Consider the following 16,904-nt stretch of genomic DNA (forward strand, 5'->3'; position numbering starts at 1 on the left):
GGATCGCTCCATTTTTTCTTTACATGGCATCAAATTGACACTGTCCGACCATTTTGTAACCCTGACGCACAGCAGCGTCAGCCCGACGAAGCGGTTTGGAAAACAAGCGATGGAAAGCAAGCACCAGCAACTGACGAGCGCATACCGCCAGACATTATCTGACCTTCCCCTGCACTGGCTTGATCGGAGCCGCGAGCACGAAGCTGATTTCAAGCACCTTTCTGGTTTGTTTCTTCCCGGTACCTCGCTGCACTACGAGCAGGCAATGAAACGTATCATGGTCATCGGCCGAGAAACGCGTCGCTGGGATATTGTCACTGCCAGGGAACCCTTCATTGACTTGGATGATTACATCCAGCGCGCCATGGCAATCCAGCAAGAACACTTGGCCAAATACAGTTCCGGTAAGGCCGACCGGGGTGCCAGTTTCTTCAATTTTGTGCGCGAAATTCGCCAAGGCGATAATACCCTCGGCGTCGCTTGGGCCAACCTCTTCAGCTTTGCATGGCAGCGAGGGTCACCCATGCGTTGGGAGCACTTCAAAGAACTCGTGAAGGTATCCAAGCGGCTGCTCGAGGTTCAGATCGACATACTCCGACCAGACATCATCGTTTTCGCCAACGGCGCGAGCAGTGCCCATATACGGCAGCAGTTCTTCCCGCATAAAGGCGAGCTGAGCGTTTGCAGCGAGCTTGGAGATTATCGCGAGCATGGCATTTCGCTCAACCAGCTGTGGCGGTTCCGCCTGCACGATGCGATTCAGTGCTATCGCATACAGCACCCTAGTAGTGTGAGTGCGAAATCGCGCGCAGCGCGTCGCTTCCTTCTGGAGCAGATTCTGCTCTGCAAAAGGTCGACCATTGAGTTGTAGCTATTGGAAGAAGCCCGGGAAAATATCTGAATTAACCTCTTCCTTGTAGGCCATTTCCCAAAGATACTCCCCTTCCCTGTTTTTCGTTGCGGACGTTTTTACAGCGTTCTAGTCTCGGTCCGTCGTTGCATATCAACGACCGGCTTTGACAGGCCGCGACGATACACAGTGCATGCCCGTTCATGGCGGTTGTGCATGGGGCACGCTCGCGTGCGCCGGTTTCTGTGTTCGCCGGTCTGTCAACCCATGTACAGCTGCCACCTTTCCGTTTGACAGCGGGTTGGCGGTGGCCCTACCGAGAACACAGTAAAATGCTAAAAATCGTTCCAGATCCGCCTCAAAACCTCCAATCCCTTGAAGACATCCTGATCCAGGCGACGGATTACGCATTGTGCGCGTCGACTGTCGTACATCAGGCAATGCTACTGCATCCCAAGTCATCGGCATCAATTCTCATGATGGCGTCGATGCATGAGCTGGAGACGCTGCGAGCCCTGCTTGAGCAAGCGCTGATCCAGGTGCAAATGCCCTCTGAGCCTCAGACCTTGCACTAAGGCTTCAACGATGTTTCGCCTGAGCTGGCTTGCCGGCGACAGGGCCAGCGCAGGCACTAGAGATTTTCGGGGAGATTGAACAATGCCCACTGAAGAAACCAAATTCACCGTCGGCAAGACCACCTTCTACCAAGGTGCAAACCAGACCCATCCCCTCTTCAGCATCGCAGCCGGCATCCCTTGTCAAAGCGCCCGTGAACAGGCCTCGGAACTGATGGGTTACGCACGGGACCTGTCCCTGGACGGCTTGATGGAAGACAAGCCTCAGCTGATATGGGCTTCGCACTACCTGTGCGCGTTAGCCAAGGCGCTGATGGATGATGCCGAGCTGGGCATGATGCGCTGAATTACCCTTCATCACACCTTCAAGACCTCGCTTGCCCGGTTTTGAAGGTGTGCTCCAGCTACCCAAGCCGCCTCTGTGTACCCTGCCTACTGACTACTAAGGCTCAATGACCCATCGCCCGCGCAAAATCCCTTTCAGCGCATCAATGCTCAATGTCATATCCCGCTTGCGGTGGACCACCGCGTGACAGTTGGCGCACAACGTCACGAGATCTGTCTCAGGGTTCACGACCTTCTCGCCACCAAAGTCCGAAATCGGTACGACATGGTGCACATGAATGAAACCTTTAGCGTGCTCGCCGTATGCCTGCTCGAAATCAAACCCACATGCCTTGCAGTCGAGACCGTGGATAGCAATGGCCTTCATCCGCAGATCTTTTCGGCGTTCGTAACGGGTTCCAAAGTAGCTTGTTTTGCTACCTTCACTGGCAGACTCAAAGGTAAGTGAACCGTCCTCCATATCCGCTACAGCCGCGTCGACCACCGGAGGCAACAGCTTCGCGTGGCTTAGGATGGCGTCGTAGTCGGATTGAGAAATGGGCCGGACCCCGTCACGCCAGTAGTTGCTCACACGACTGGCAGAGATTGTCTCCAGGTACTCCCCTCCAATTTTTGAGGGGACGGCGTTTTCAAACGGGGTGAAGTTTTCAATCAGGGCAAACAGGTCACCCTTGTCACTTCGCCGGTCGGCGTAGACCTTGCCTATACGCGCCTTACCAAAATAATGCGGATCGGCGCTTAGGCGGACAGAAGCAAAGGCTTTATCTTTGATACGTCCCTTGTAGTAGACCACCTCGGTTCCCTGAGCAAGCCAGGTTTGGTATCGCTTGGGGAAGTGATAGACGGCGCCTGTCTCATCTTCCCACTGCGACGTGTCGTTTTCTACGATGACAACGGGCATTCCCTTTTCCTCTCGGCTGATGGCAAAAGCCTATCAAAAAAGAGGAAATTTCCTACATAGCAATGACAAAAATCGGGAGCCTCGCGGCGTCGTCTATTTCGCTACGACCAACGCCGCTACGCGCATTTTTCTAACCGACGAGCGCCATTGCCGACCCGCTCTCATCTCTGTATCTGGTCAGCCCTGTTCAGAACACCGACCATCCAATACGTGAACTCAGCAACTCAAGCGCCGCCATCCCGGCCAGAGAGTTGCCCGCAGCGTTCAGCTCAGGTGACCATACGCACACAGTGAATTGCCCCGGCACGATCGCCACGATGCCGCCCCCTACGCCGCTCTTGCCAGGCAACCCCACACGGTAGGCAAAATTGCCGGCCTCGTCATACAGCCCGCTGGTGGCCATGATCGAGTTCACCTGCTGGGTCTGGCGTGGGGTGAGAATCTGCGAGCCGCTGTGCTTGCAGAAACCATCGTTGGCCAGGAAGCAGAACGCCTTGGCCAGGTCGAGGCAGTTCATTTGCAGCGCGCAATAGCTGAAATAGCTCCGCAGCACCGTTTCGACTTCGTTATGGAAGTTGCCGAACGACTGCATCAGGTACGCCATGGCCGCGTTACGCGCGCGGAATTGGTACTCCGAATCAGCAACGCGCGCATCGATCGAGATGTGCGGGTTGCCCGACAGCCGCCGCACGAAATCGCGCATCGACAAGGTAGGTGCTGCGAAGCGCGACTGGTTGATATCGCAGATCACCAATGCACCCGCGTTGATGAACGGATTGCGCGGGCGCCCGCGTTCGAACTCCAGCTGTACCAGCGAGTTGAACGGCTGACCGGAGGGCTCATGGCCAAGCCGCTCCCAAATGGCCTCGCCCGAGTGGCCAATGGCCTGAACCAGGCTGAACACCTTGGAAATACTCTGCACCGAAAACGGCACCAGGGCGTCGCCTGCGCAGTGATAACTGCCATCGTTGCCGTAGACGGCGATGCCCAACTGGTTCGCCGGCACGTCGGCCAGCGCAGGGATGTAGTCAGCCACTTTGCCCTTGCCGATCAAGGGACGTACTTCTTCGAGAATCTCGTTCAACAGCGTTTGCATGGAGGGCCCTGTATCAATCCCCAGACGACGGCTTAGGGGTAGTGTTCTTGACGAAGGTTAAGCGGGAGAAATCACACATTCGACAAGAAATGGCGGAGGCTACCATGCCGGGCTGCGGCCATGGGGCCAGCAGGATCAGGCGGGCCTGTGCCTCCGTTGGCACTGGGCAAGTCATCGGCGGATACAACGCAAACGGCTCGATGCAGGTCGCACCTAGCGGGCGGTTTTGTGGCGAACGTAAAGCGCACTCGCGCCACCTGACAGCTGCCGAGCCTGTAGCTCGAACGCATGTGGATGCCCCTTGATCAGATCGCTCAGCTTCTTGAAGCCATGGGTGCGCGGATCGAACTCCGGTCGGAGCTTTGTTATGTTTGCGCCCGGCATCCCCAAGCTCGCCCAGCCCTCCTCGTCAGCAAGGTCGTCCAGGATCTTTGAATCGCCCCTGGTTTCCTAGACACTCTCCAAGCTCAGAAAATAGCGTTTCTCATACTCTACTGGTGACAGCTGCATAGCACTGCTGTGTCGGCGTTTAGGGTCATAGAACATCTCGATGTAATCGAAAATACCACTTCGGGCTTCGTCACGCGTTGCGTAGATCCTTCGTCGGATTCGCTCCCGCTTCAAAAGCTGGAAAAAGCTCTCGGCTACGGCATTGTCGTGGAGTTTTCCCGTCGGCTCATGCTGCTGACCACATTGTTGGCCTTAAGGAAGCTTTGCCAATCTGAGCTACTGAACTGACTGCCTTGGTCTGAGTGAATCATCACTTGCTGCTGTGGCTTGCGTCGCCAAACGGCCATCAACATCGCGTCGATAGCAAGGTCGCTGCACATCCTTGGCTTCATTGACCAACCAATGACTTGGCGTGAGAAGAGATCCAGCACTACCGCCAGATAAAGCCATCCTTCATAGGTGCGGATGTAAGTGATATCTGTCACCCAGACCTTGTTCGGCTCGCTGACCTTGAACTGCCGCGCAAGGTGGTTGGGAGATGCCACTGTTGGCTTTCCGCCATAAAACCCAGGACGACGGCGATAGCCCGTTTGCGAACGTACCCCCTCTGCCTGCATCAAACGACCGACTCGATTCCGCCCGCATGTCTCTCCCAGCTCACGCAGGTCATCGTGAATTTTGCGGTAGCCGTACACACCTCCGCTTTCGAGCCAAGCATGTTTGATCAAGCCAAGCAGACGGTGATCTTCTTTTGCTCGGGCAGATTGCGGCTCAGCCAACCAGGCGTAGTAGCCGCTGGGATGCACCTTGAGGGTTTGGCAAAGGCGCCGCACCGGGTAATCCGTCGAGTGCGTCTTGATGAAGGCGTACTTCAGCCGCACTCCTTGGCAAAGTACGCGGCGGCCTTCTTTAAGATGTCTCGCTCTTCCGTCACGCGTTTGAGCTCGGCGCGCAGCTTGCGCAGTTCGGCCTGCTGATCACTGTCTTGCTGACGCTGCTCTTGAGGCTTGCTGTAGACCTTGATCCAGGCGTAAAGGCTGTGCACGGACATGCCCAGGCGCTGGGCGACCTCGGCGACAGGTTTGCCTTTTTCGGTCACTTGCTTGACCGCTTCGATCTTGAATTCTTCGGGGTAACGCTGACGACTCATGGCACCTCCTATTTGGGCCTCATTATGAGGCTTGGAGGTGTCTACGAAACCAGGGGCGATTCAAAGGCTAACTTATTGGAAAGGCCAACAAGTCTTAACGATGGCCAATCCCCTCCTCAGCAACTGCAACTCTAGTTGCGCCACCATGCTGTGTTACACGCGGTCGACACCTCAGCTTTACAGCTCCCTTAGAAAACGACTCATCCGTGGCCTTGCTAGACCACACGTAGGCTTCCCCGGCTTTCAGCAGAGCCATACGCTCTGGCGTCAGGTTGCCGAGTGCAGCGTTAGCCTTCTGGATGTGCTTCAACCAAGCAGGCGAATTGAACTTGTGCATGATGATCTGGCTGGACAGTTCGATCAGGCTGACAGGCACAGATGGCGGGTCTTGGCTTGCAACCATGATGCTGACGCCCTTGTGCCGCATCTCTCGGACCACTTCGATGAGCCCGGCAACCAGGTCAGGACTCTCGATGTATTTATGGGCCTCATCGAACACCACCAGCTTATTGAAGCTGCGCCCATCGATCCGTGCATCAGCGAACAGCTGCAGGAGCACGACGAACAGTCCGAGGGCTTCATCCTTCTCGATGAATTCGTCCCGCAGGTCCACGATGATCAATCGGCCTGGTCTCACCACCTCAGTGAGCGAGGTGCCGTCGCTGATGTACTCGGCGGCCAGGTCAAGGCGCATCCGAGCCAGCTCCTTGAGGTGATCGGGAACCGACGATGCATCGATGCCTGCACGCAAGCCCTCAAGGGTGATGTCGTCGCGCATCGCCTTCATGATGCGCATGATCTGACGGATGTACGTGGCTTGATTGCCTACGGCTCCCATCAAAAACTTCCAATGCGAAGCCTTCAGCTCTGAGGCCGAGAACTGCAAAGGGCGTACTTCGATGTCGGGGTACTCGGCCTGACGCTCTTCGATCTTGTCGGCTGGTACGAGAAGCAAGACATCCGCGAGTGCCCTCGGCTCCGCGCCATACACCTCCTTCAGAGCGCGAACCTGATCTTCCTCCGAGTTCGCCCCCACCATCGACGTGAATTCGGGTTTGTAGTCCATCGTCGGGCTGTAGTGGAAGATCACCGTGGACAGCGGCTCGGGAAGGCAGTTGATACCGGGGATCTGCAGCGAAGCCATCTCTGCCACGCTGCCCAAGGTGTAGCTCTTGCCGCCACCTTGAACGCCGAACAGGCTGATGGTGTGGGTCTGATTGAGGTCGAGTGCCACCTTGCGCCCAGACACTTCGCCAAGCAAACCGTACTGCGGTGTTGCTCCCGTGGCACCGAGCATGATGTCGTAAGCCGCGCGACTATCGGTAGCCTCGCCGTCTTGAGGCTGCGGCTGCGTAACGGAGGCTCTCTGGGGAGCCTCCTCCCCCGCAACAAGAACCGATGCGGGCGCCTGTTCCGCAGTCGCAGTCGCATCCGAACCCGGCTCGTCTGCTGACGGTGGTGTGCCAGCGCTTGCAGCCTGCACGGTGCCAACTGGCTGGGGAGCCGCCAGCGCCACGGGGGCAGGCTCCGGCTCACGCACGTGCACGCTTGAAGCCACCTCATGTTGCGTGTACTTGCCCCTCGGACTGTCGTCCCACGCGAGTGTTCGATCCCGTGGCGGGCTGAGGAAGGCAGCTGTTTCAAAGGTAGGAACGGCTGGCGCCAACTCCCTGCGACGAAGCAGTTCTTGCGTGACCTCTCGCACTGTGTCGGCAGAGCGGGCGTACTGGACGCTAGCCACCGTTTCGGTGTCAGTCACTGCCGACTCCACCAACTGTCGAATCAAATCACTACCGATCCGATAGAACTCGATGCCGTTTTCATGCTCGGCGGGCTCAGTACCTGGCTTGCTGAAGTCAAACACCACAGCACTTCGTGTGAACTGCAGGGTGTAAGGCCGTTCATCAAGGCGTCGCAGGAAGTAGTGAGCCTCTTCGGCGGCTTCTGGCAAGACCACGCCATAGCGTTCGGAGCGGTCTAGATAAAAGCCCAGCAGTGCAGCAAGATCGCGATTCTTGATGGGGCGGTCAGGCCGATCTACGTCAGCCATCCTGGGGTCGAAGTGATAGGCCAAGACGTGCTCGGACTGAGCGATCTGATCTGTGATAGACGCCTTCAACTGCGAGTAGGCAGCCACATCACCCACTTGGCTGTAGCACTTCACTTCAACCAGCCGACATGTCACCACGCGACTTGCTGGGTCGAGGTCGAACAGAGCAAGGTCAGTCCGTCGGAAGCTGACTTCATCGCCCATTTCCTCAGCGCTTTGCTTCAACGCCTTGTATAACTCCAAGTGCGCGTCCAACGGCACGACGACTTGATTCTGGAAAACGCCCTGGTGTTCGAGGAACAAACGCGAGAGCGCCAAACCCATCGCCTCGGCCCGCTGGGATGAAGAGGACAGTAGCTTCAAGGCCAACCGGCCGGACAACGATCGAAGCTGGTCCAGCATCACCAAGGCATGTCGCCCCGTATTGGGCAGTCCGTACTCACCCAAGATGGGAATCAGCAACGACTCAAGCTCAGCAACGGACCGCGAGGTTATTGCCAATCGATGGCTCATCGCGCTCGCCATGTCGGGCGAGTGGTCGATCAGATAGTCTGGCCGTGTGGCATGCCGACGATGGTCGAAGAACTCGATTCCCAAGTTCCGATCAATCGTTAGCACCCAATCACTGACCTCATGAACCTGATGGAGCATGGCACGCTCATCTGCGGACAGGCTCAGCGCAACAACAGGGCGCGCATGCGGCAGGTATTGACTGCGAGCAACCGTCGCCACTGCGACCGAGACAGCACGGGAAACGCCACCCATGAGGTCGGATAACGCCTCCGCCCCCACCAGCGGCTGCGCCGCGCCATGAAGCGGACGACGCAGCCAAGTGATGGACTGCTCGTCTTCCAGATAGTCCACTTCGAAGGGCTGAACCAGACCATGAACAAACGAAGAGTCGTCACTGTCCTGGACATCAACTGCTCGAATTTCCTCAGCCGGGAACAAGTCAAACAAGAAGGACAGGTGCGCCGCATGCAAATCCGGATCCTCACGGAATTCCTTGATCGCACGAATGGCCAGTCGCAGCTTGGGGTGCAAATGACTGTTGGTCGGCGTCGAAAAAGCGTCTGCCTCCTTGGCGCTCGCTCCCGAGTCTGGCGACAAGAGTTCCAGCAATGCTTCCCCGGTCGAAGGGGCTGCAGGATCAAGCACGAAGAGCCGGATGTCGTAACGTAGATCGGCGAAGTCAGGATGTCGCTGGAGTGCAAGCAGCACCTCGGCCATTGCGCCTGCGCGCCCCGCGTTGAATGCGTTGATCGTCAGCGTCTCCACATACGGGTGCTGGACCAGATAACGCTGCACGCGCGCGACAAGATAAGCACTATCGATCGTTGCCCCGCCTATGGCTGGCTCTGGCAAGCCCAAGGCAGCACAAACCTCCCCAATCAGGCCACGAGGGTCCTTTTCATCGGTCGCCGCGTACAAGGACCAGAACGGGTTGATGTTGTCCACAGCCAGCGCTGTCCGCCCCAGCTCCTCACCGAAGGGAACAACCGGCGGAAATGCCGCTGGCGCAAGCTGCTTGATCACTGCGTCACGTGTCGGGATCACAAACTCTTTATTGCTAGCCCGGCTCTGCTCCATCCAGGTCTGGCCGAGATGGCTCCATGCAACATGCCAGTTGGCACGCAGAGGATGCGTTGGCCCCAGCAGCACAGCATCTCGTCGCCTGCCTTGGTAGTCTTCCAGCACGAGGGCCACTGAATCTATGGTGAGCGCGTAGCGAAGCTCATCCATCGCTTGCCGCGCTACGGCCGTCTCGGTGGAGCTGGCACGTGCAAGCGCTGTGTCGATCCAAGCCAAGTAGGCGGAGGCGTAGTTCTGAGCCGGCTCCTGAAGGGACAGAAGATCGCTGGCCTGCATGGTCAGCCGTTGGTCCCCCTTGAGCACTGCGGCGAAGAACAACTCCCGAGCCTCCCGGAATCGAGTTACCTCGTCCGAGACCGGCCACTTGAATGACGTCGTAGATCGGGTGGCAACACCCGAAGCGCTGATCGAAAGTCTCAAGCGGTTAAGATCTTCCGGGTCTTCAAGAAAAGCCCGCTCCAGGTTCGCCAAAAGGCTGGACACCAAGACGTTCGCCTTACCCTCCTTGCCCAGGCGAATCTCCAAGGTTTCGGCGCTGGCTATGGCCTTGCTACTGCGCTCCACCCAGCCGCAGCCGGTCACAGTAACGGCTCCAGGATCACGATCCTGAGTCACCGCCGCAAAACGTGCACGCAGCAACGCATGCATCAAGCTTGCCTCACGCGGGACCGCACGCTGCGGTGGTTCTACCTCCACCTCGTCGTCGGTGACCACGTAAAACAGGTCACTTTCGTTGGGGCTGGCGTGCGTCTCCGCTCCATCAGTGTTGAACCGGATGGGATTGCCTTCTCCGTCCGCGAGAGGGATGCGATCACCGTCCTCGGTCTCTGCATACACCCGCACGTAGTGCCAGCCTTCCTCCCAGTCAATCTTGCCAATCGACGAAAAAGCAATCGCACCTGAGTCGGTCCCCTTGCTCCAAGCGGCCTTACGCCTACGCAGGCCTGTCGGACCGTTGTCGCGCGACACAACCTCTGCCACAAACCGCGATAACCCTTCGACCTTGGACGGCACCGGGTCAACACGGAAAGAGACACTGAACTTCTTGAGGCCGGTTTTTGAGATGGGAAGCACTTTGTGCCCGATCAACTCAGCCAATCGGGGGTCTTCGTTGTCATCCTTCACCACGGGCAAGTCAGGCAGTGCGACATCGCCGATGTAGATGGCATCGGGGTTGACTCCGCCGTCCTCGAACAACCATTTATTGAACGCAAGTGGCCAATTCACACGGTCACGAACGATGGCTTGCGTCCACTCCTTGGGATTGGAGACGCCGATGCGGGAGAAGAACTCGCCAAGCTGCTTGCAGAACACGGGGTCCAGCAAGCCCAGCTCAAGTGCGCGAACGCGCTCCGTCTTGGTAGACCAGGTCACGCGCTCAACGCACTCTCGGTTGCGCGCCACCCGCGCAGGTGCGCGCTCGGCCTGTTGGAACAACTCAAAGTCCGGCACCAGAGCAAGCTCAAAAAGCGCGGCCCCCATCGCATCCGGATCAAACTCATTGACCTGGCAGGTGAGCAGGTAACGTGCTACAGCAGCGTCATCGGAATACCGCCACCGGGCGTCACGCCGCCGCAACTCGCTCAAGCAGGCCTCTACGGCCATCCGCAAGTTGGCGGGGACTTGAGCCAGCAACTGCCCATTTAGCTCCGCATACGCGCCATCGATCGAGACCTCTTCGAACGTCGCGACCCCAAAAGAATCTTCCGCTGAAGCACGCAGGTCATTCGGCACGAAGACCAGCAACGGGGGCCGAAGCTCATCGTTCGGTAGCGGATTCCGCAGCTCAACCAGCTTGGTGCTGCTGACAGCCATGTCCGGTGCCATCGCTCGCAAGCCCACGTCAGCCAGTACCACGACGTTCGCTGACGGCACGGCAGCCCGCAGGCCGCCAGCCAAGCGAATCATCAGCTCTCGATCCAAGTCAGTGACCCGCATGCAATGCCCAAGCTCGCGAGCGGCAAGCAACTGGGATAGCTTTGGAAGCAGGACCGATTCCAGCGCGGCGTTCAGTTCTTGATTGGTGAGTTCACGCAGTCCCTGACTCATGCGCGCGCTCCTTCGTTTCGTTCTGCAATCGTGTAGCGCGGCACCACGGTCTGGGTCACGTAGGCATCAGACAAATCTCGATAGAAGCCAATCTCACGTAGGCGTCCGGTGAATGCCTGCACATTGCTGCGCAGTGCCTTCCGTTCGTCGATGGTCGGAGCGCTGAACCCCTCACCGGGCGGCAGCTGATCTATGTAGAGCCCATAGCGTTCACGCAAGAACGACAGCAAGTCGTCGATCCGCATCTCGCCGGTGAAGTAGCCCTGGTCCCCACCGGGGCGCAACACCGCGATCTGTAGCAACACTTCCAGCAGGCGACTCTCCAGCGCAAATCGCCGAGGTGCGTTTCGCGCACGGGTCTGCGCAAGCAGCGCACCCGACTTGTTCTTCAACATCGTCGCGTCCAAAGACTCGATGATGTACTTCCGATGGAATGCACCACGCAGAGCCACCAGAATCTCGATGTAGGTCTCAAAGTCCGAGAGTCCCATCTTTGTGATGGCTTCGACCTCTGCGTCAAGGCCCGCATCCCCCTCAGACAAGGATTCCAGCAGTCCGGCAAGCCGCTCACCAAAGAACTTCTCTCGCTCTTCCGCGAATGGTTCCCCTTGCAAACCGTAGAGTTCGCCGACCGAGAACACGGAGTTCAGGGGTCGGATTAGTTTCCCTCTCCGAACGAGGTGCTCAGAAAACTCGTCAAGCTTCTTGGCGACGAAGTACGCTCGCACAAAACTGGGAATGCGCCGGTAGTAGCCATCTGCGCTGCGCTCTGCCAGCGCTGCGGTAGAGGACTCTGAGCTACCCGACAGATCAACGAACAAGCCGAGCTTGTAGGGGCAGTCACCCTGAGGCTCGCGCTGCTCGCGGGGCTTCATGGGGCATGCCGATTCAGCGCACAGCGAGTTGGCTCCCTCCAGCTTCTGCCAGGCAGGCAGGAGCTTCAGCAGGCGAAGGTGGTACAGCGCCAAGTGGAACGACAACAGCACCTTCAGGTACTCCACCATCACCGAGCGCGGCATGAAGGGCTTGTAGAACAGCAGTCGCTGAATGTCTTCGGCCATCAGATCGGCTGAGCCGATGCATACAGGCGCAAACCGATCTCCGCCCGCGCGCGTGTCCGCCGTGTCCTTCCTCTGCGACAGAAAGTGCAGCAGCGTCGCCGTCTCAATGTCTGTCAGTGCCTTGTCGTTCAGCTCTCTTGTGAGCTTGTCGAACCCGTCGAAGAAGAAGCCCTTGAGATGCTCGATAGCGTTGTGGCCGGACCTATTTCTTGCGTGATATAGCATCTGATAGAGATGCTGGGCGGCGCCGTAGTCACGCGAGTGCTTCGGATTGCGAAAGCGATAGGTATAGCCATGCAGCGGTCGCGGCCCTGCCACGGCGGCGTTTTTCTTGCCTCGGTTCACGATGTCCATCAAGTGGGTTTCCACCCAACGTTCCACCATGTCTCGGTGCTGGGTGAAACCCAAGAACTTGTCGCTGGCATCGAGGATGTCATCAACGAACTTGTCCACGGTCAGCTCGCGCTTGTCGCGGAAAACGCTCGGATAGCCCCCATGCTCCAGCCGCTCGAACAAGCCCGTGAGCACCCGATCCATCTCGATGGTCTTGAAGTCGAGATAGCTGATCTTCGGAAGTCGGAACTCCCTGTCCTTCTTCTGCAATGCCATCAGTTCCCCCTGGCGCCGCTCTCTGCGGCTTCTTCTTGGCGAGCGCTCTTCACCGGGCTGTGCAGTAAACGCATCTCCACCCGACCATCGTCATGGCGTGCCAAGCGGTAGAAGTCGTGCCCCGTGGTGGTCAGCAGGATTTCGCGGTAAGGCTGTGCGTTGAGACTGTTCTTGAATACGCCAAGGCAGAGATAGAACCCCTGCATCTCTTCAACGCTTGGCCGATAGCCTTCATTCAGCCGTACCAGCATCTCGAACACGTCGAGGTTGATGATCAGCTCGCTGCTGATGGCACCTGCGCCTTGGCCTTGGTACTTCAGCAGCAAACCGGTCGGCAGGTGTTCAACGAAGCGAGCCTTGGCCGCAAAGTCTTGTACCTGCAGCCCAAAGCCCTCCACTGGGAAGAGCCGGTAGCTCCGAACCGTACCGTGTTCGACCTGCCGCAACTGCAAGGCCAGGCTGGCTCCAAGGCGCTCCGGGCGCTGTAGCCCCTCGCCTCGGTTGACCGCATGCAGGATTTCGCTCGTGAGTTTGTCGATTGGCATTTCGCCTCGAACGATCTCCACCATGCGTTTGGCGGAGCGATAGGGCAGCATCTTTTCCCAGCTCGCGTCGCGCCGCTCAAAGAAATGCTTGCGGCGTGCCATGGCCACATACTCGCGATGTTTGCACGCCCGGTGGCGAACTGACGAGTCAGACACGCCACGCGGCAGGTCGCCGAACAGGCGCTTCAACACCTCGAAGTCAAACTGCCCTCGACGCTCGAAGCGGAACAGGGCGCGGTCATCCGGCTGAACAAAGTCCAGGCCTCGGTCGAAGCGGGGGTCCTCCTGCTTGCCAACATCCAGGTCGCTCAGTAGCGTCAGCAGCCGATCCGAGGTGGCTTGCCCGCCACCCATCCAGCTGTTGAAGTAGAAGCTACGTGCCACCTCATCGTGCTTGCCTGAGGCGTAGAGCGCATGAATCTCACCACAGTCGCGGTTGCCAATCAGCATGAACGACAGCGCTGAACGCAGGTCGCGCATCGTGATGTGCAAGCGCCCGCGCAAGTGCGCCATCGTGTAAAGCGTCTTGAGGCGTTCCAACAAGCGCGGCCCAGCGATCTCATCCTGGAAGCTGCGCGCGTTGTGCAAGGCATAGCAACTGTCTTTCAAGTCACACTGCTCACAAGCAGCCCAGTTCTCGGGGCGGACGATGCTTCTCAGCGTGCGCTCCAGAATGGACCCGCCCTGAGCATTGCTGGCGTCATCGGCCACAACGCTGCGCAGATTCAGATTCACCACCGCCACGCCAGACTCAGTTTCCCCGGTAGCAAATGCACGCCGAACCAGGGCCGTGAGCGCCGGGAAATCCCGTTCATGCGCAGCTAGGAAGTCCACTAAGCGGCCTTCGTTGATCGCAATCAGTCGCGTCTCGTGGGGCCTCCAGGACGCTGCGTCGTTGCCCCGGAACGGGGCCAGGAAGTCCAGCAACACTTGGTTGTTGTCCTTGTTGCCCTCATCTTGGCTGCCGTCGTAGTTGATGAGGTAGCGCTTGCCGTCCAAGCTCAGCTCGCTGCCGTTTGCCAAACCACGATTGACGGCCCCGCCACGCGCTTCGACCTCTTTCTCTAGCCGTTGCAAGAAAGCCGTCTTGCCGTCGCCAGCGTTGCCCGAGATCAGTACGAGCCGGAACTCTCCCTGCAGCACAGCAGGCAACAAGGCACGGTCTAGTGCAGTGTCCACATAGGCTGAGAACCCAAGCGCGTCCATGCCCCGCGTACCCGCATTGCTGCGCCGGCTTTGGCTGTAGAGCGTCAGCAGGTGTGATACGAACGCATTTGTGTTAGGTGCCGATTCAGCCAAGGCGGGCAGCCCGCTACTCACGCCCGTCACCATGGCCGCCAGGCTGACCGTCTGCACTCGACGCGCATGGCGAACTTCTGCCAGCGCATCGCGGAAATCGACGGCCGTGTGAAAGCGCTCTGCCCTGCGCGGCGCAATGGCCTTGAGCACCACACTCACCAACTCTGGCGCCAAGTCGGCAAAGCCTGAGAGTTCACGCGGATCCGGCGCAGGCTTGTTGATGGGCGGTTCCGTGGTGTCCCAAGGGTAGCGGGCGGTCAATGCCTCGTACAAAGTCAGGCCCAGCGCATACAGATCGCGGTCCGCGCGCTCGCCGTTATGCGGAATGACCTCGGGGTCAAAGCCTGGCGGCAGATAGCGCCGCGAGCCCCCGCCGCGCGACTCCTTGTCGTCGGCCCGCACCGAGACATTGAAGTCGATGATCTTGGCGCCCTTCTGCGTCCACAACAGATTGCGCGGTTTGATGTCGCAGTGATGGAAGCCCTGCGCATGCAGATGCACCAGCCCCTCAATCACCTGCTTGCCCAGCTCCAGAGCGTCCTCGGGGGACAGCAGGCGATCGTGGATCATGTCGCCGACATCGGCCCCTTCCACGTACTCAAACACCAGGAAGGGAATGTCACGCCCTGGAATCACATCTGCATCCAGCACACGCACCACGTGAGGGTGCTCGGGGATGTGCACCAGGTGACGGTACTCTTTCTTCAGGCGCTCCAATGTCGAGTGCCGGTCACTGACGATGAGCTTCACCGTGCGCGCCACATCGCCCAAGGTGTCGATCACCTTGTAGACCACACCGAAGCTGCCGCGCCCAAGCTTCTTCTCCACGATGAACTTGTGGGTCAGGCGATGGCCTGCCGCCAAGTTCAGGTAGTCGGTCTGGGCATCATCAACTTCAAAGACCTCGGGCTTCGGCGCCTCTGCAGCTTGGCTGGCTGCTTGCGCCATAGGTTGCAGCAAAGCACTCAATGCGCCCAGCGCGGCCGATGCGGTTGGTCGTTGGTGCTCATCAAAAGCGCACAAGCTTTGCAGCCAAGCATCAAAGGACTCATTCAATTCCGGTCGCAGTGCCGAGGGCTTGTTGAGGAACTCGCCGACCCGCTCCCACACCGTGGTGGGCTCGCCCGCGAAGGGGCGCTCGCCGGTGAAGAGTTCGTAAAGGATGACCCCTACGGAGAAGATGTCTGATGCGCTGGATGCGGCACCCGGCTCCCGGAATGCCTCGGGCGCCACATAGGCTTTCTCCACTAGATCAACGATGTCCGTCGCGATCGTCAGGCTGCGGTCCACACCGGGCTTGGCGAAGTCGAAATCGGTGATGCGTGTGGTGCCGTCCTGGCCAATCAAGACCGCGCCCGGCGTCAGGTTGCGATGCACCACACCGTGATGGTGGGCGTGGGCCAATGCCGCCAACAGGTCTTTGGCCACCCGCCACTTCTGGTCCAGCGTCAGCGCCAACTGGGGCCGAGCCATGTGCACCGTCAACGCCTGGCCCGGCGCATCGTCCAGGATCAGGATGAACGACTTGTCGTCATCGGTCGGAAAGAAGTCCCGCGCCGCTACGATGTTGGGATGCAGCGGCAGCCTGGACAGCGCCCGGTAGGCATTGGCAATGCGGTTGACCTGCGCCTTGCGCACATCCTCAGGCTGATAGGGATCGGCTTGATAGACCCGCAGGCGCGCCGTGCCACCCGCGAACGCGTTCTCGGCACGAAACTCGGTGTAGGCCTCCGCCGCCCCGAGCTTCTCTTTCACCTGCCAGTGACCAAAGCGCTGCACGGCGGAAGCTGGCTTCACCACCTTCAAGGCATGCAGGATCAATCCCTGCTGCTGCAGAATGCTCTTGGAGAAGCGCGCCGGGATGCGCGTGGCATCCTTGAAGTAGCGCTCTGCGTCCTTCAGCTTCACCACCCGGTCTGCATCCAACTGCTCACGGTCATTCAGGTGAGCATCGGGCGCGGTGAGCAAGATGGCGGCATCGACATAGATGCCGTCCAGCTCATTCCGACCGGGATTGGCCTGAGTCACCAAGCCCTTCACCGTGCGCGCATGACCTCGCAGCTTGCCCAGCGGCGACGGATACGGCGCGCGTCCCTCGGGGTACCACTTGTTGCCATACACATCGATGGTGCCGCGCGTGCCCTTCACGTCGATCAGGTAAAGGGCGTGCGGGGTCAGCAACGCGATGTCGATCTCGAAGCGCTCGCTCTGCCGCTCAATCTCGAAGTTGTGAAGCAAAACGAAACTGTCTGGCAAGCGATCCCGCAGGTAAGCGATGGCGCTACGCTCTGCATCATTGACCGGCTGGCCTACTGGGATCACTTTTGCCAT

At 58.8% G+C, this 16,904-nt stretch carries 8 protein-coding genes and 2 pseudogenes; 3 read left to right on the plus strand and 7 right to left on the minus strand.

All coding sequences use genetic code 11. The annotated features are described in order from the left end of the window. Window positions 1-34: 34 nt before the first annotated feature. From QSV36_RS15360 to QSV36_RS15370, 3 genes are all read left to right on the plus strand, one after another. The gene (locus QSV36_RS15360; RefSeq protein ID WP_289132931.1) at window positions 35-871 is read left to right on the plus strand and encodes a hypothetical protein; all 837 of its coding nucleotides are present in this window, start codon (window positions 35-37) and stop codon (window positions 869-871) included. 311 nt (window positions 872-1,182) lie between these two features. Next, window positions 1,183-1,425, plus strand: coding sequence for a hypothetical protein (locus QSV36_RS15365; RefSeq protein ID WP_289132932.1), 243 nt, complete (start codon window positions 1,183-1,185; stop codon window positions 1,423-1,425). Window positions 1,426-1,507: 82 nt separating this feature from the next. Continuing rightward, window positions 1,508-1,771, plus strand: coding sequence for a DUF3077 domain-containing protein (locus QSV36_RS15370; RefSeq protein WP_289132933.1), 264 nt, complete (start codon window positions 1,508-1,510; stop codon window positions 1,769-1,771). 96 nt (window positions 1,772-1,867) lie between these two features. Here QSV36_RS15370 and QSV36_RS15375 read toward each other — a convergent pair whose 3' ends face one another. The 7 genes and pseudogenes from QSV36_RS15375 to mads6 all read right to left on the minus strand — a co-directional run bounded on the left by QSV36_RS15375 (window position 1,868) and on the right by mads6 (window position 16,904). Beyond that, window positions 1,868-2,671, minus strand: a complete 804-nt coding sequence (locus tag QSV36_RS15375) for an HNH endonuclease (RefSeq protein WP_289132934.1) — start codon at window positions 2,669-2,671, stop codon at window positions 1,868-1,870. A gap of 187 nt (window positions 2,672-2,858) precedes the next feature. Then, a complete protein-coding gene (glsB, locus tag QSV36_RS15380; protein WP_289132937.1) occupies window positions 2,859-3,767 on the minus strand; it encodes a glutaminase B in 909 nt (302 codons plus the stop codon). A 213-nt stretch (window positions 3,768-3,980) separates the two neighbouring features. Beyond that, a pseudogene (locus QSV36_RS15385) lies at window positions 3,981-4,202 on the minus strand (OST-HTH/LOTUS domain-containing protein); the annotation flags it as partial. 15 nt (window positions 4,203-4,217) lie between these two features. Beyond that, window positions 4,218-5,367 (minus strand): annotated as a pseudogene (locus QSV36_RS15390) (IS3 family transposase). A 94-nt stretch (window positions 5,368-5,461) separates the two neighbouring features. Then, window positions 5,462-11,059, minus strand: a complete 5,598-nt coding sequence (mads8, locus tag QSV36_RS15395) for a methylation-associated defense system ATP-binding protein MAD8 (RefSeq protein WP_289132940.1) — start codon at window positions 11,057-11,059, stop codon at window positions 5,462-5,464. Further along, window positions 11,056-12,729 carry a methylation-associated defense system protein MAD7 gene (mads7, locus tag QSV36_RS15400; protein WP_289132942.1) on the minus strand — a complete coding sequence of 558 codons (1,674 nt, stop codon included), beginning with the start codon at window positions 12,727-12,729 and terminating at the stop codon, window positions 11,056-11,058. The genes mads8 and mads7 overlap by 4 nt, the downstream gene beginning before the upstream one ends. Next, window positions 12,729-16,904, minus strand: coding sequence for a methylation-associated defense system protein kinase MAD6 (gene mads6 / locus QSV36_RS15405; RefSeq protein ID WP_289132944.1), 4,176 nt, complete (start codon window positions 16,902-16,904; stop codon window positions 12,729-12,731). The genes mads7 and mads6 overlap by 1 nt, the downstream gene beginning before the upstream one ends.

Origin of the sequence: Pseudomonas sp. BCRC 81390 (assembly GCF_030341915.1) — a bacterium.
Lineage (GTDB): Bacteria > Pseudomonadota > Gammaproteobacteria > Pseudomonadales > Pseudomonadaceae > Aquipseudomonas.

Excerpts from the sequence above, each read along its gene's own strand:
- QSV36_RS15370 (WP_289132933.1), top strand. The coding sequence starts at position 1,508 with ATGCCCACTGAAGAAACCAAATTCACCGTCGGCAAGACCACCTTCTAC.
- mads7 (WP_289132942.1), bottom strand. The coding sequence starts at position 12,729 with ATGGCATTGCAGAAGAAGGACAGGGAGTTCCGACTTCCGAAGATCAGC.
- mads8 (WP_289132940.1), bottom strand. The coding sequence starts at position 11,059 with ATGAGTCAGGGACTGCGTGAACTCACCAATCAAGAACTGAACGCCGCG.
- QSV36_RS15375 (WP_289132934.1), bottom strand. The coding sequence starts at position 2,671 with ATGCCCGTTGTCATCGTAGAAAACGACACGTCGCAGTGGGAAGATGAG.
- mads6 (WP_289132944.1), bottom strand. The coding sequence starts at position 16,904 with ATGGCAAAAGTGATCCCAGTAGGCCAGCCGGTCAATGATGCAGAGCGT.
- glsB (WP_289132937.1), bottom strand. The coding sequence starts at position 3,767 with ATGCAAACGCTGTTGAACGAGATTCTCGAAGAAGTACGTCCCTTGATC.
- QSV36_RS15365 (WP_289132932.1), top strand. The coding sequence starts at position 1,183 with ATGCTAAAAATCGTTCCAGATCCGCCTCAAAACCTCCAATCCCTTGAA.